This is a genomic window from Streptomyces sp. MBT53 (assembly GCF_016654115.1).
GTDB lineage: Bacteria > Actinomycetota > Actinomycetes > Streptomycetales > Streptomycetaceae > Streptomyces.
Genome location: NZ_JAEQAZ010000278.1, coordinates 1 through 12,881 on the forward strand (window position 1 = coordinate 1; position 12,881 = coordinate 12,881).

Sequence of the window (12,881 nt, forward strand, 5' to 3'; positions counted from 1 at the left end):
GGATCGGGGTGGGGGTGGGGATCGGGTCCGGGATCCGGATCGTGCACGCGGGGATCTCGTGCCGCCCGGACCACCAACGGTTCCAGGAAGACCGGAGTGGGCGACTCCTGATAGGCCTCGGGCCCCTCCGACCTCTCGGGCTCCTCCACCAACCGCGTTTCCACTGACCCGAGTTGCTCGGCCTCCGTCGGAAACGCCACCGGAGTCAACGCCTCCCCCACCTCCTCCAACCCCGGCCGGACCGAAGGCTCCTTCTCCAGCAGCGCGGCCAACACCTCACGCAACGGGCCCGCCGCGGGCGGGAGTTCGGGCTCCTCGTAGAGCACCGCGTGCAGGGTCGCGAGGGTGGTGTCGCGGGCGAACGGGGAGCGACCGCCGAGGGCCGCGCAGAGTGTCGCGCCCAGTGACCAGACGTCCGAGGGCGGTCCCTGCGGGCGGCCCGAGATCCGCTCGGGTGCCATGTAGTCGGGCGAGCCGACGAGCATGCCGACCATGGTGAGCGCCTTGGCGTCCTGGATCGCGGCGATGCCGAAGTCGGTGAGCACGACGCGCTGCGCACGGCTCTCGACGAGTACGTTGCCGGGTTTGATGTCCCGGTGCAGGACGCCTCCCGCGTGCACCTGTCGTAGCGCCGCCACCAGTCCCAGCCCGATGCGGGCGGCCTCGCGCGGGCCGATCGGACCGTCTTCCGCCATGATCCGCTCCAGCGAGCGGCCGGCCACCAACTCCATGACGATCCACAGGCGTTCGCCCTCGTCCACGACGTCGTAGACCCGTACGACGTTGGGATGGTCGATCCGGGCCGTGGCCCTGGCCTCGCGCAGGGTGCGCTCGCGGCGGGTGCGGGTGTCCTCCGGGTCGAGGCCGTCGATGCGCATCTCCTTGACCGCGACCTGCCGGTCGAGCATTTCGTCGGCGGCCCGCCACACCCGCCCCATTCCCCCCTGCCCGATGCTTTCGACCAGTCGATAACGTCCGGTCACCAATAGCCCCGGAGTTCCGCCGTTCCTCAAGTTCCCCGCATTCCCCGGCAATCCGCTGCACCCCCACAATGGTCACACTTCATGCCGTACCAGCATAGTGCGGAGAAATCTTGTGGTACCTCTTCAAGTACTGCGAATTCAGGCGCAGTCCAGGGGGACACAGGGGAACACAAGGGGGACGAACATGGGTTCTCGTCGCGCGACGGCCATCGCGACGGCCATCACAGGATCGCTGCTCACGGCATCTTTCTCGGCCGTGATGATCCTTTCCTTCACCGCCTCGGCGGACGACCAGGGACCGGGAAGCAGCAAAGGCGGAAAGGCGATGGACGCGGCGCCGGCGGGTGTGAAACTGACCACGCTCCTGCCGGAGAGGATTTCTGTCGACAACAGTTCGAAAAAGACGGCGATCACCGCCACGGTGAAGAACGAGGGGACCAAGGAGAGCGGCGAGCTCAATCTCCTGGTCGTCGGATTCGACGGCCTCAAGGTCAATGGCGTGCAGGGTTGTTCGGCGATCGCCGAAAAGGATCTGCCGCCCGGTTCGAACAGCGGATTCACCTGCCCCGTCGGCACGCTCGCCGCGGGGAAGTCGAAGTCGTACGCCGTCGACGCGACGTACGACCTGAGCAAGGCCGGGAAGATCTGTCTGCCGGTGATGTCCGCCGACGGCAAGAAGACGTTCTGGCAGCAGGGCCCGGTCCCGTTCGGTACGACGAACCCGTCGCCGAACGCCCCGGCCACCCCGTTGCTGCTCGGCACCGACAACAAGCCGGTGGCGCCGGGCGGCGACACCCTGCCCAAGACCGGTGTCGGCAGTGACGTACTGCCGCTGGGCGCGGCCGGCGCGGCACTGATCGCGGCGGGCGCGGCGGGCCTGTACTGGTCGCAGCGACCGCCGAGGCGGCAGGCCCAGCGGGGCTGAGCGGAGCACGGGCAGGGGAGGGACAAGGAAGGGCCGGGCGGCGGGAGCACCCGGCCCTTCCTGTTGGTCCCGGTCCCGCCTGAAAGCCTGACGGCACATGTCAGGTTATGGAGCCAGCATGACCGTATGAGCCAGCGCACACAGCCCCTCACCCTCCACCCCACCGACCCCGGATACGACGACGAACTGGCCGGTTTCCAGACCGGGTTCGTCCAGCGCCCCGCCGTGGTCTTCGGCGCGGCCTCGGCCGACGACGTGATCGCCGCGGTACGGTACGCGGCCGGCGCGGGGCTGCCGGTCGGGGTGCAGGCCACCGGGCACGGGCTGCCGGGCGGGTCCGAGGGCGGGGTGCTGATCACCACGCGGCGGATGGACGGGGTGCGGGTCGATGCGGAAGCGCGGACCGTCCGGGTCCAGGCCGGCGTGCGGTGGGCACAGGTCGTGGCGGCGGCAAGGCCGTACGGGCTGGCCCCGTTGAACGGTTCGTCGCCGGGTGTGGGTGCCGTGTCGTACACGCTGAGCGGTGGACTCGGCATCCTGGGACGGGAGTTCGGGTACGCGGCCGACCATGTGCGCTCGCTCGACGTCGTCACCGCCGACGGCCAACTCCGGCACGTGACACGGGAGTCGGAGCCCGACCTGTACTGGGCGCTGCTCGGTGCCGGGCACGGCTTCGGTGTCGTCACGGAGTTGGAGATCGGTCTCGTTCCCGTCCGGACGCTCTACGGCGGTTCGCTCGCGTTCGACGGGCGGGAGGTGGATCCCCCGGGCCTGCTGCGGGCGTACGAGGAGTGGACGCGGACCGTGCCGGACGGGCTGACCTCGTCCTTCGCCGCCGTACCGTACCCGGACATCCCGGCGCTGCCACCGCACCTGCGCGGCCGGTACGTCCTCTCCGTGCGGGTCGCGTACACGGGCGCCGACGGCGAGCAAGTCGTCGCGCCGCTGCGGGAGTTGGGGCCGGTGCTCGCGGACTCGTTGCGGGAGATGCCGTACGCCGAGAGCCACACGATCCACAGTGATCCGCCGGAGCCGCACCCGTACTACGGCGACAGCGCGGTGCTGGGTGAGCTGGAGGTCGCGCGGGTGGGCGAGGTGCTGGCCCTCGTCGGGCCGGACGCGCCCGGCATGTGCGTCGTCCAGGTCAACCATCTCGGCGGGGCCCTCGCGAAGCCCGCGCCGAACTCGGTGCCGTACCGCGAAGGGCGTTTCCTGGTACGGCTGTTGGCGGTCGGCGACCGGGCGACCGCGCGCACCCGGCTCGACCCGGCCTTCGCGCTGCTCGCGCCCACGACACTCGGCCGGGCGCTCAACTTCGCGTTCGGGGCCGGTGATCGGACCGAGGGGCTGTACGACACGGAGACGCGGAAGAGGCTCGCCGCGTTGAAGTCGCAGTACGACCCGGCGAACCTCTTCCGCAGGAACTACGGCCCTACCGCTGCTTGTTGACGAACTTCCACGCGGTCGGGGTCGCGCCCATCGCCAGGGCCGCCTTCAGGGCGTCGCCGAGGAGGAAGGGGGTGAGGCCGGCGGCGATCGCGGCGCTCGTCGACAGGTCGAGGCTCAGCGCGAGGTACGGGACGCCGACGGCGTAGATGATCGCCTCGCCCAGGATCATCGTGCCCGCCATGCGCAGGACCGAGCGGTCGGCGCCGCGGCGGGCCAGGGCGCCGACGGCGGCGGAGGCGAGGAGCATGCCGATGATGTAGCCGAAGGAGGCGCCGCTGCCGTGGGTGCCGCCGGCGAACCACGGCACGCCGGCCAGGCCGAGCAGCGCGTACAGCGCGAGCGAGAGGAAGCCGCGGCCGGCGCCCAGGGAGGTGCCGACGAGGAGTGCGGCGAAGGTCTGGCCGGTGACCGGGACCGGGGAGCCCGGTACGGGCACGGAGAGCTGGGCGGCGAGGCCGGTGAGCGCGGCGCCGCCGAGCACGAGGGCGATGTCCCGGACGCGGGAGGCGGGCAGCAGGTCGGCGAGGACCTGTCCGGGGCGGGCGGTGGCGACGGCGGTACTCAAGGGGAACTCCGCAGGTTGACGGGGGTACGGCGGGGACTCCGTGACGCTATCCCAGGGTCCTTCGGCCGATCACCGTCAGCGCTCGACAAAGGCTTCGGCGCGGACTTGGTGGGCTCCGCACAAAGGATGCCCGTTACACGCGCTCTGGGGTGATGCCGGTCACGCGCACCCCGTGCCGTCTCGCACACCGGTCACCGTCTGGGCAGCGCTGCACCGTTTTGCTAGCTTCGACCGCATGGTTGCCCAGGCCCGGAACTTCGCGTCGCGTCGCTATGTCGACCTGCGACGCCAGGCCGCGGCGACCTGTTACCGCCCCTGAGGCGGGCGGAGCGGATCCGGTGCGCCTCGAAATCCACACGGTGCACTGTCGGACCCGTTCCCGAGGAAGATCCCATGCCCCGTACCGCGGCACCCCTTCTCACCTCCCCGTATCCCAACTCCCCGATACCCCGCGCCGCCGACAGCGACCGGCGGCGCACCAACGCGAGCGTCATCCTGCGGTCGGTGCTGGAGCACGGCCCGGTGGCGCGCAGCACCATCTCCCGGCTGACCGGGTTGTCGCCCGCGTCGGTCACCGACTACTGCGCCCGTTTCACCGAACTCGGCCTGATCCAGGAGTCCGCCACACCGCTCCGGTCGAAGGGTGTGGGCCGGCCCCATGTGCCCGTCGACCTCGACGACTCACGGTTCATCGTGGGCGGGGTCCATGTGGCCGTGCCCTATACGACCGTCGCGCTGCTCGATCTGCGCGGGCGGGTGCTGGCCGAGCGGCGCATCGGCCACGACACCACCGATCCCTCACGTGTGCTGGCACGGGCCGCCGACGGGCTGGGCGCGCTGTTCGCGGAGGCGGCCGGAAGCACACCGCTCGGTGTCGGGGTCGCCGCCGGCGGCTGGGTCGACCGGGACTCCGGGACCATCGTCGACCACCCTCTGCTCGGCTGGCGGGAGGTACCCGTCCGCGAGATCCTCGGCACCCGCACCGGTCTCCCGGTCCATGTCGACGGCCATGCCCGCGCGTTGGTGAACGGGGAGCGCCTCTTCGGGCGGGCCCGGGGCAGCCGCAGCGTGCTGCATCTCTTCGTCGGCAATGTGGTCGACGCGGCCTTCGCCACCAACGACGAGGTGCACCACGGCCCCCGCTCGCAGGCCGGTGCGATCGCCCATCTGCCGTTGCGCGGCGGCACCGAGCCGTGCGACTGCGGCCGGGTCGGCTGCCTCCAAGTGGAGCTGAGCGAACGGACGTTGTGCCGAAGAGCCCGCGAGGCGGGGATCGTCGACGGGGTGAACCCGACCCACGTCGTGGCCGCGGCCGAACGCGGAGACCCCGTCGCCGTACGGCTGTTGACGCAGCGGGCGCGGATGACCGGGCGCGCGGCCGGGCTGCTGCTCGACATCCTCAACCCGGAGACGGTGGTCGTCACCGAACTCGGTGTCATCCACCGCGAGGACTGCCTGCGCGCGCTGCGCGAGGAGGTCGGTGACGCGCGGGCGTCGGCCGTCGTGCCGACGAGTTTCCCGGATTCCGTGCTGGCCGTGGCGGGCGGTTCGGTGATGCTGGACGTGCTGTTCCGGGATCCTTTGAGTGTTTCACAGGCGACTATTTAATTCAGAAACTCGGAATGTTGACAGGAGGCGCTCATGACCGAGAACATCCTGTTCATGAGCCTGCAGATGAGTTGTCGCACTTCTTGTTGCTGACCCGTTGACGCGCCCCTGGCGCCGGTCTCATCCTGCCTGCATTTCGTTCTCCGGCTTTCCTCCGCCGTGAATCCCGCGTGCATTCCCGCGTTCCCGCGACTTTTGATCAGGGAGTACTCCCATGCCCAATTCCCGTGCGTCCGGCCTCGACCGGCGGCTCTTCCTCACCTCCGTGCTCGGTGCCGCCGCGGGCATCGCCGGCCTCAGCGGCTGCGCCACGAGCAGTGCCGCGGCCTCGAAGTCGGGGGCAGGTCTGTCCGCCCCGCTCGCCGAGAAGGTGCCGACCGGCACGAGCCTGAAGATCTCCTCGTACCTGAACACCCAGCAACTCCAGTTCAAGCTGGCGAAGTTGCCCACGTTGCCGTTCACCGTGTCGAGTTGGGTGAACATCGGGGCCGGTCCCGATGTCATCAACGCGTTCCGCGCCAAGTCCCTGGACCTGGCCAACAACGCGGGTATCCCGCCGATCCAGGCGCACTACCAGGGCTTCGACGCGAAGATCGTCGCGATCGACATCACCCGCAAGCCCAACTACCTCTTCGCCACCAAGCCCGGCAGCGACATCCACACGGTCGCCGACTTCAAGGGCAAGAAGCTGGCGTTCTCCCAGGGCCAGGCCCAAGGCGTCGTACTGCTGCGGGCGTTGAAGGAAGCGGGTCTGAAGTACGACGAGGTGAAGCTCGTCCCGCTGACCAGCAACCAGTTCTTCACGGCCCTCCAGTCGGGTCAGGTCGACATCGCCCCGCTCGCCAACAGCCAGGCACCGGCCTACCTCAAGCAGTACGAGGCGAAGGGCGCCCGCGGGATCACCACCGACGTCGTGGACCTGCTCAGCCTGCTGTGGGCGCCGTCCGCCGTGCTGGCCGACTCCGCGAAGGCCGCCGCGATCGCCGCGTACATCCCGCAGTGGGCGCAGGGACAGGTCTGGCAGTACGAGAACCCGGACACCTGGAACGAGGAGTTCTACGTCAAGACCCAGAACCTGACCCTCGCGCAGGCCCAGTCGGTCACCGCGCTCGCCAACAAGCCCTTGTTCCCGCCGAGTTGGGACGAGGCGATCAAGTGGGAGCAGGAGACCGCCGATCTGCTGGCGGAGGGCGGCTTCGTGAAGGAGTTCAAGGTGGACTCGCTCTTCGACCGGCGCTTCGAGGACATCGCGGCGAAGGCCATCCCGGCGGAGTACCGGAAGTGACGGCCATGACGACCACGACCACCACGACCACCACTGCAACCAGCGTGCCGGTAAAGGCCGTTGAGGAGAAGACGGCCGTACGGCGACGCGGGCGGCGCCGAGGCCTCGCCCCCGGCAAACGCCTCCCCGCCTCCCGGATCATCGGCCCCGCGCTCTTCTTCGCCCTGTGGGCCGCCGCCTCCGCCGCCGGACAACTGGACCCGGCCGCGATCCCGGCACCCTGGACGGTGCTGAAGACCGCCGGCCGGCTGTGGACGTCCGGCACCCTGCCCACCGACGTACTGACCTCCCTGGAACGCGCCGCCTACGGCTTCGCCCTCGGCCTCACCGCCGGTGTCGTCCTGGCGCTGGTGGCCGGTCTGAGCCGGATCGGCGAGGCCCTCGTCGACGGGACCGTGCAGCTCAACCGGGCGATCCCCACCCTCGGCCTCATCCCGCTGTTCATCCTCTGGCTGGGCATCGGCGAGACCTTCAAGATCGCCATCATCGCGATCGTCGTCTACATCCCGATCTACCTCAACCTGCACGCCGCGCTGTCCGGCATCGACCACCGCTATGTCGAACTCGCCGAGGTCCAGGGCCTGTCGAGGCTCCAGTTCATCCGCCAGATCGTCATCCCCGGCGCCCTGCCCGGCTTCTTCGTCGGCCTGCGCCTCGGCGTCACCGGATCCTGGCTGAGCCTGGTGGTCCTGGAGCAGATCAACGCCACCAGCGGCCTCGGCTACATGATGTTCCAGGCCCAGAACTACGGCCAGTCGGACGTCATCCTCGTCGGCCTGCTGATCTACGGCGTGTTCGGCCTGGCCTCCGACAGCGCGGTCCGTCTCATCGAACGGAGGGTGCTGTCATGGCGCCGCACACTGAGCAGCTGACCGTCGCGCCCACCGTCCGACTCCGGGGCCTGACGCGGTCGTTCGACGGCCGTACGGTCCTCGACGACATCAACCTCGATCTGCCCGCCGGACAGTTCACCGCCCTGCTCGGGCACAGCGGCTCCGGCAAGAGCACCCTGCTGCGGGCCATCGCGGGCCTGGACCACGAGGTGGTCGGGAGCGGTCGACTCACCGCCCCCGAACGGGTGTCGGTGGTCTTCCAGGACTCCCGGCTGCTGCCCTGGCGGCGGGTGCTCGACAACGTACTGCTGGGCACGGAGGGCAAGGAGGCCGCCGCGAAGGGCCGCGAGGCCCTCGCCGAGGTGGGCCTCGCCGGCCGCGAACGGGCCTGGCCGAACGAGTTGTCCGGCGGCGAGGCGCAGCGGGCGGCGCTGGCCCGGTCGCTGGTGCGTGAGCCCGAACTCCTGCTGGCCGACGAGCCGTTCGGCGCGCTGGACGCGTTGACCCGGATCCGGATGCACGTGCTGCTGCGCGAGCTGTGGGAGCGGCACCGGCCCTCGGTGTTGCTGGTCACGCACGACGTGGACGAGGCGATCGTCCTCGCGGACCGGGTGCTGGTGCTGGAGGAGGGGCGGATCGGCCTGGACCTGGCGATCGATCCCGAGGTGCCGCGGGCGGAGTACCGGGAGCGGTTGCTGGCGGCGCTCGGTGTGACGTCGGATTCGCGGTAAGCGCCAGCTGCACGAGCCGTCTGGGGGCTGCGCCCCCAGCCCCCCAACGAGCTGGACATACGCACCCGGAACTCCCACCTAAGGAATTTGGCATGCCCCGCCGTCTCCTCCACCTCAACGCCTTCCTCATGAACACCGGTCACCACGAGGCCTCTTGGCGCCTCCCGGAGAGCAACCCCTACGCGCACGTCGAGCTGGACCACTACACACACCTCGCCCGTATCGCGGAGCGCGGCACCTTCGACTCCCTCTTCCTGGCCGACGGACCGCAGTTGTGGAGCAACCTGGCCCAACGCCCGGCAGGCGCCCTGGAACCCCTCACCCTGCTCACCGCACTCGCGACAGCGACCGAACACATAGGCCTGATCGCCACCGCCTCGACCTCCTACAACTCCCCCTACAACCTGGCCCGCAAGTTCGCCTCGCTCGACATCATCAGCGGCGGCCGGGCCGGCTGGAACATCGTCACGACGGCCGGTGCCGAGGCAGCCCGCAACTTCGGACTCGACCACGAGCCCGCGCACGCCGAACGGTACGCGCGTGCCGCCGAGTTCCTCGATGTGGCGCTGAAGCTCTGGGACAGCTGGGAGGACGACGCGATCGTCGCCGACAAGGCGGCCGGGGTGTGGGGCGACGACGCGAAGATCCACCCACCGCGCCACCAGGGGACGTACTTCAGCGTCGAGGGCGCCCTCAACGTCCCCCGCTCGCCCCAGGGTTACCCCCTCCTCGTGCAGGCGGGTTCGAGCGAGGACGGCAAGACGTTCGCGGCCCGCTACGCGGAGGCGGTCTTCACCGCACAACAGACCCTCGCCGACGCGCAGTCCTTCTACACGGACCTCAAGTCCCGTACGGAGGCGGCCGGCAGGGACCCCGAGCACATCAAGGTGCTGCCCGGCATCGTCCCGGTGCTGGGCAGCACCGAAGCCGAGGCCCGCGCGAACGAACGCCTCCTGGAGGACCACATCGTGTACACGCACGGAGTGGACCGCCTGGAGCACCTGCTCCAACTACCGCCCAACACCCTGGAGTTGGACGCCCAACTCCCCGCCGATCTGCCTCCCGAGGACGCCATCGAGGGGGCGAAGAGCCGCTACACCCTCGTCGTCGAACTCGCCCGCCGCGACCGGCTGACCGTACGGCAGTTGATCGGCAGGCTCGGCGGCGGACGCGGCCATCTCACCTTCGCGGGCACACCCGAACAGGTCGCCGACGCGATCGAGACCTGGTTCACGCAGGGCGCCGCCGACGGCTTCAACATCATGCCGGCCGTCCTGCCCTCCGGCCTCGACGCCTTCGTGGACCACGTGGTCCCGCTCCTCCGCTCCCGAGGCCTGCTCCGCACCGAGTACGGCCCCCGCACCACCCTCCGGGAGCGCTACGGCCTCCCCCGCCCGGCCAACCAGTACACCCAACACACCCAACCCGCCTTTGCCTGAAGGGACTTCACCATGTCCATCGAGATCCAGAAGGTCACCGCGCACATCGGCGCCCGCGTCTCCGGCGTCGACATCAACAAGCCGCTCGACGCCGAGCAGGTGGCGGCGATCCGCGAGGCCCTCAACGTCCACAAGGCCCTGGTCTTCGACGACGTGCACCTCGACGACGAGGGCCAGGAGGCCTTCGCCCGCCACTTCGGCGACCTCACCACCGCACACCCCACCGTGTCGGCCGTCGACGGCGCCCCGAACGTGCTGCCGGTGGACAGCGAGCGCGGCCGGGCCAACCACTGGCACACGGACGTCACCTTCGTCCTCAACCCGCCCCAGGCCAGCACCCTGCGCTCGATCACCGTCCCGCCGTACGGCGGCGAGACCCTGATCGCCAGCTCGGCGGCGGCCTACCGCGACCTGCCCGAGCCGTTGCGGGTGCTGGCCGACACCCTGTGGGCGGAGCACACCAACGACTACGACTACGCCGTACCGGACGAGGAGATCGACGACGAACAGGCCGCCCAGCGCGCTCAGTTCACGTCCATCAAGTTCCGCACGGTCCACCCGGTGGTCCGGGTCCACCCGCTGACCGGCGAACGCGGCCTGTTCATAGGCGGTTTCGCGCAACGCATCGTAGGCCTCTCGACCGCCGAGTCCCGCAAGCTCCTCGACATCCTCCAGGCCTACGTCACCCGCCCCGAGAACATCCTCCGCCACCGCTGGTCCCCCAACCAGCTCGTCCTGTTCGACAACCGCATCACCCAGCACTACGCCATCGACAACTACGACGACCAGCCCCGCCGCCTCAACCGCGTGACCGTCGCGGGCGACATCCCGGTCGGCATCGAGGGCAAGGAGAGCTACTCGATCGAGGGCGACGCGTCGCACTACACGTCAGTCGCGGAGTAGCCACACAGCGCACTTTCGCTGATAGTTTGTAGTTGCAAGTGATGTGCAACAAGAGCCCCGGAGGGGATCGATCCGTCATGCCCGTCTACACGCTGCCCGACCTGCCCTACGACTACTCCGCGCTCGCCCCCGTGATCAGCCCCGAGATCATCGAGCTGCACCACGACAAGCACCACGCGGCGTACGTCAAGGGAGCCAACGACACGCTGGAGCAGCTGGCGGAGGCGCGCGACAAGGAGCAGTGGGGCTCGGTCAACGGCCTGGAGAAGAGCCTGGCCTTCCACCTCTCCGGCCACATCCTGCACAGCATCTACTGGCAGAACATGACCGGCGACGGCGGCGGCGAGCCCCTGGAGGCAGACGGCGTAGGCGAGTTGACGGACGCGATCACCGAGTCCTTCGGCTCGTTCGCCGGCTTCAAGGCCCAACTCACCAAGGCGGCAGCGACGACACAGGGTTCAGGCTGGGGCGTACTCGCCTACGAGCCCCTGAGCGCCCGCCTCATCGTCGAGCAGATCTACGACCACCAGGGCAACGTCGGCCAGGGCAGCACCCCGCTCCTGGTCTTCGACGCCTGGGAGCACGCCTTCTACCTCCAGTACCGGAACCAGAAGGTCGACTTCATCGACGCGATGTGGGCGGTCGTCAACTGGCAGGACGTGGCCCGGCGTTACGAGGCAGCGAGGTCCCGGCAGACGATCCTGCCCGTCTGACCTCCATGAGACGTCCTGCCTCGTGATCGTCTTCTCACCTTTCACGCGGGCAGGCGGCTGAAGAGGAAGAGCCCCCGCGAGGACGTGACTCGCGGGGGCCTTCCCGTCTGCTCACCTCTCGGCCTTGCACCTCCAACGGCTGGAAGTCCCGGACTCGAAGTCATGGACAGCACACGAGGGCCTGAACCCCGCGGCCGGCCGCGTACACCTGGCTGGTCGAGGCGCTCGACGCGAACCCCGTCAACTCTTCTCCCCACACGGCACATTGAGCGACAGCAGGGCCACCGTTCCTCCCCCCACCCGAAGTTCACTGACAGCCGCGTTCTGCAGGCGCGGGAACACCCGCCGGTACTCGCCCAGCGGAATCGACAGCGTCCGGCACAGCACCAGCCGCAGCAGCGTGTTGTGCGCGACAACCAGGACGCGCCCGCCGGAGTGCGCGGCAGCGATCCGGTACAGAGCTGCCGCTCCGCGTGCGGCCGCTGCCGTCGGGTCCTCGGACTCCGGGAAGGGATGCGCCACCGGATCGGCGCGGAAGGCCTCCGCCGCTCCCGGGTTCTCCGTCGCGAACTCCGTGAGTGTGCGGCCCTCCATCACACCGAAGTCGCATTCACGCAGGGCGGGTTCGGTGTGGGGGACGAGGTTCAGGGCGTGGGCGGCGGGGGCCGCCGTGCGGACGGCCCGGGACAGTGGGGACGTCCAGATCGCGTCGACCGGGTGCGCGGCGGCCCAGCGGCCGAGGGCTTCCGCCTGGGTGACGCCCGTGTCCGTCAGGGCGACGTCGCTGATGCCGGCGTAGCGGTTCTCGGCGTGCCAGACGGTCTGGCCGTGGCGGGCCAGGAGGAGGGTGGTGGTCATGAGGCGTCGGTCTCCAGGTTCAGACGGCTGCGGGCGTGTGCCGCGACCGGTGCGGGCAGCCAGCCCCGTGACTCCAGTTCGGCCACGAGGCGGGCGTAGGGCTCCGTGAAGCGCTCCGTGCGGGCGGGATCGGGTGCCAGGACCGTGCGGATGCGGACCATGCGCTCGGCCGCCTCCGCGAGCGGAGTCCCCGTCGTTCCATGGACCGCCAACACCGCCATCCCCAGGGCCGGTTCGATCTGTTCCGGCACTCGGGCCGGGCGGCCGAGGATGTCGGCGCGCAGCTGGTTCCAGTACGCGCTGCGGGCCGCGCCGCCCGTGAAGGTGAGCGGCCCGTCTATCGGAGCGCCCAACTGGTGCAGGTAGTCGAGGCAGAGGCGCTCGGTGAACGCCACCCCCTGAAGCACCGCCGCCCAGCCGTCCGCCTCCGAAACCGAGGTACCGAGCGTGAAGGCGGTGGCGTCCGGGGCGAGAAAGGGGAACCGTTCGCCGGGCGAGGTGAGGGGGTAGGCGAGGGCACCCGACGGTTCGTACCGGGCCGCCCGCCGGTCCATCTCCACCGGATCCAACCCCACCCCGACCCCAACCC

The 12,881-nt window shown here is 69.9% G+C and carries 13 protein-coding genes; 9 read left to right on the forward strand and 4 right to left on the reverse strand.

Annotated features, from left to right (window positions below):
• Nucleotides 1-938, reverse strand: a 938-nt coding sequence (locus JHN45_RS47745; protein ID WP_236584898.1) for a serine/threonine-protein kinase, incomplete at its 3' end; no start/stop codon positions are given.
• 229 nt (nt 939-1,167) lie between these two features.
• On the opposite strand from JHN45_RS47745, the gene JHN45_RS47750 reads away from it, so the two are divergent.
• Together JHN45_RS47750 and JHN45_RS47755 are read left to right on the forward strand one after the other, a co-directional pair.
• Complete coding sequence (locus JHN45_RS47750) at nt 1,168-1,908, forward strand: LPXTG cell wall anchor domain-containing protein (protein ID WP_201055691.1); 741 nt, start codon at nt 1,168-1,170, stop codon at nt 1,906-1,908.
• Nucleotides 1,909-2,034: 126 nt separating this feature from the next.
• Entirely contained in the window at nt 2,035-3,357 is a 1,323-nt protein-coding gene (locus tag JHN45_RS47755) for an FAD-binding oxidoreductase (protein WP_201055692.1), read from the forward strand.
• Here the strand turns inward: JHN45_RS47755 and JHN45_RS47760 are convergent.
• Complete coding sequence (locus tag JHN45_RS47760; RefSeq protein ID WP_201055693.1) at nt 3,341-3,922, reverse strand: biotin transporter BioY; 582 nt, start codon at nt 3,920-3,922, stop codon at nt 3,341-3,343. The genes JHN45_RS47755 and JHN45_RS47760 overlap by 17 nt on opposite strands.
• A 393-nt stretch (nt 3,923-4,315) precedes the next feature.
• On the opposite strand from JHN45_RS47760, the gene JHN45_RS47765 reads away from it, so the two are divergent.
• The 7 genes from JHN45_RS47765 to JHN45_RS47795 all read left to right on the forward strand — a co-directional run bounded on the left by JHN45_RS47765 (nt 4,316) and on the right by JHN45_RS47795 (nt 11,434).
• Complete coding sequence (locus tag JHN45_RS47765; protein WP_201055694.1) at nt 4,316-5,530, forward strand: ROK family transcriptional regulator; 1,215 nt, start codon at nt 4,316-4,318, stop codon at nt 5,528-5,530.
• 214 nt (nt 5,531-5,744) lie between these two features.
• Nucleotides 5,745-6,815: an ABC transporter substrate-binding protein gene (locus JHN45_RS47770; protein ID WP_201055695.1), complete on the forward strand. Its 1,071-nt coding sequence runs from the start codon at nt 5,745-5,747 to the stop codon at nt 6,813-6,815.
• A 5-nt stretch (nt 6,816-6,820) separates the two neighbouring features.
• A complete protein-coding gene (locus JHN45_RS47775; protein ID WP_236584897.1) occupies nt 6,821-7,687 on the forward strand; it encodes an ABC transporter permease in 867 nt (288 codons plus the stop codon).
• Nucleotides 7,663-8,379 carry an ABC transporter ATP-binding protein gene (locus JHN45_RS47780; protein WP_201055697.1) on the forward strand — a complete coding sequence of 239 codons (717 nt, stop codon included), beginning with the start codon at nt 7,663-7,665 and terminating at the stop codon, nt 8,377-8,379. Before JHN45_RS47775 ends, JHN45_RS47780 begins: the two co-directional genes overlap by 25 nt.
• Nucleotides 8,380-8,471: 92 nt before the next feature.
• The gene (locus tag JHN45_RS47785) at nt 8,472-9,818 is read left to right on the forward strand and encodes an LLM class flavin-dependent oxidoreductase (protein ID WP_201055698.1); all 1,347 of its coding nucleotides are present in this window, start codon (nt 8,472-8,474) and stop codon (nt 9,816-9,818) included.
• 12 nt (nt 9,819-9,830) lie between these two features.
• Nucleotides 9,831-10,721 carry a TauD/TfdA family dioxygenase gene (locus JHN45_RS47790; protein ID WP_200715856.1) on the forward strand — a complete coding sequence of 297 codons (891 nt, stop codon included), beginning with the start codon at nt 9,831-9,833 and terminating at the stop codon, nt 10,719-10,721.
• 77 nt (nt 10,722-10,798) lie between these two features.
• Nucleotides 10,799-11,434, forward strand: a complete 636-nt coding sequence (locus tag JHN45_RS47795; protein ID WP_201055699.1) for a superoxide dismutase — start codon at nt 10,799-10,801, stop codon at nt 11,432-11,434.
• Nucleotides 11,435-11,674: 240 nt separating this feature from the next.
• Here the strand turns inward: JHN45_RS47795 and JHN45_RS47800 are convergent, their stop codons facing one another.
• Nucleotides 11,675-12,292 carry a histidine phosphatase family protein gene (locus JHN45_RS47800; protein WP_201055700.1) on the reverse strand — a complete coding sequence of 206 codons (618 nt, stop codon included), beginning with the start codon at nt 12,290-12,292 and terminating at the stop codon, nt 11,675-11,677.
• A partial coding sequence (locus JHN45_RS47805) for an FGGY-family carbohydrate kinase (RefSeq protein ID WP_268982485.1) occupies nt 12,289-12,881 on the reverse strand: 593 nt, incomplete at its 5' end. The genes JHN45_RS47805 and JHN45_RS47800, both read right to left, overlap by 4 nt.

What these genes read in the sequence shown, in the direction of transcription:
- JHN45_RS47770 (WP_201055695.1), top strand. Translation starts at nt 5,745, where the DNA reads ATGCCCAATTCCCGTGCGTCCGGCCTCGACCGGCGGCTCTTCCTCACC.
- JHN45_RS47780 (WP_201055697.1), top strand. Translation starts at nt 7,663, where the DNA reads ATGGCGCCGCACACTGAGCAGCTGACCGTCGCGCCCACCGTCCGACTC.
- JHN45_RS47800 (WP_201055700.1), bottom strand. Translation starts at nt 12,292, where the DNA reads ATGACCACCACCCTCCTCCTGGCCCGCCACGGCCAGACCGTCTGGCAC.
- JHN45_RS47790 (WP_200715856.1), top strand. Translation starts at nt 9,831, where the DNA reads ATGTCCATCGAGATCCAGAAGGTCACCGCGCACATCGGCGCCCGCGTC.
- JHN45_RS47750 (WP_201055691.1), top strand. Translation starts at nt 1,168, where the DNA reads ATGGGTTCTCGTCGCGCGACGGCCATCGCGACGGCCATCACAGGATCG.
- JHN45_RS47795 (WP_201055699.1), top strand. Translation starts at nt 10,799, where the DNA reads ATGCCCGTCTACACGCTGCCCGACCTGCCCTACGACTACTCCGCGCTC.
- JHN45_RS47765 (WP_201055694.1), top strand. Translation starts at nt 4,316, where the DNA reads ATGCCCCGTACCGCGGCACCCCTTCTCACCTCCCCGTATCCCAACTCC.
- JHN45_RS47775 (WP_236584897.1), top strand. Translation starts at nt 6,821, where the DNA reads ATGACGACCACGACCACCACGACCACCACTGCAACCAGCGTGCCGGTA.
- JHN45_RS47755 (WP_201055692.1), top strand. Translation starts at nt 2,035, where the DNA reads ATGAGCCAGCGCACACAGCCCCTCACCCTCCACCCCACCGACCCCGGA.
- JHN45_RS47785 (WP_201055698.1), top strand. Translation starts at nt 8,472, where the DNA reads ATGCCCCGCCGTCTCCTCCACCTCAACGCCTTCCTCATGAACACCGGT.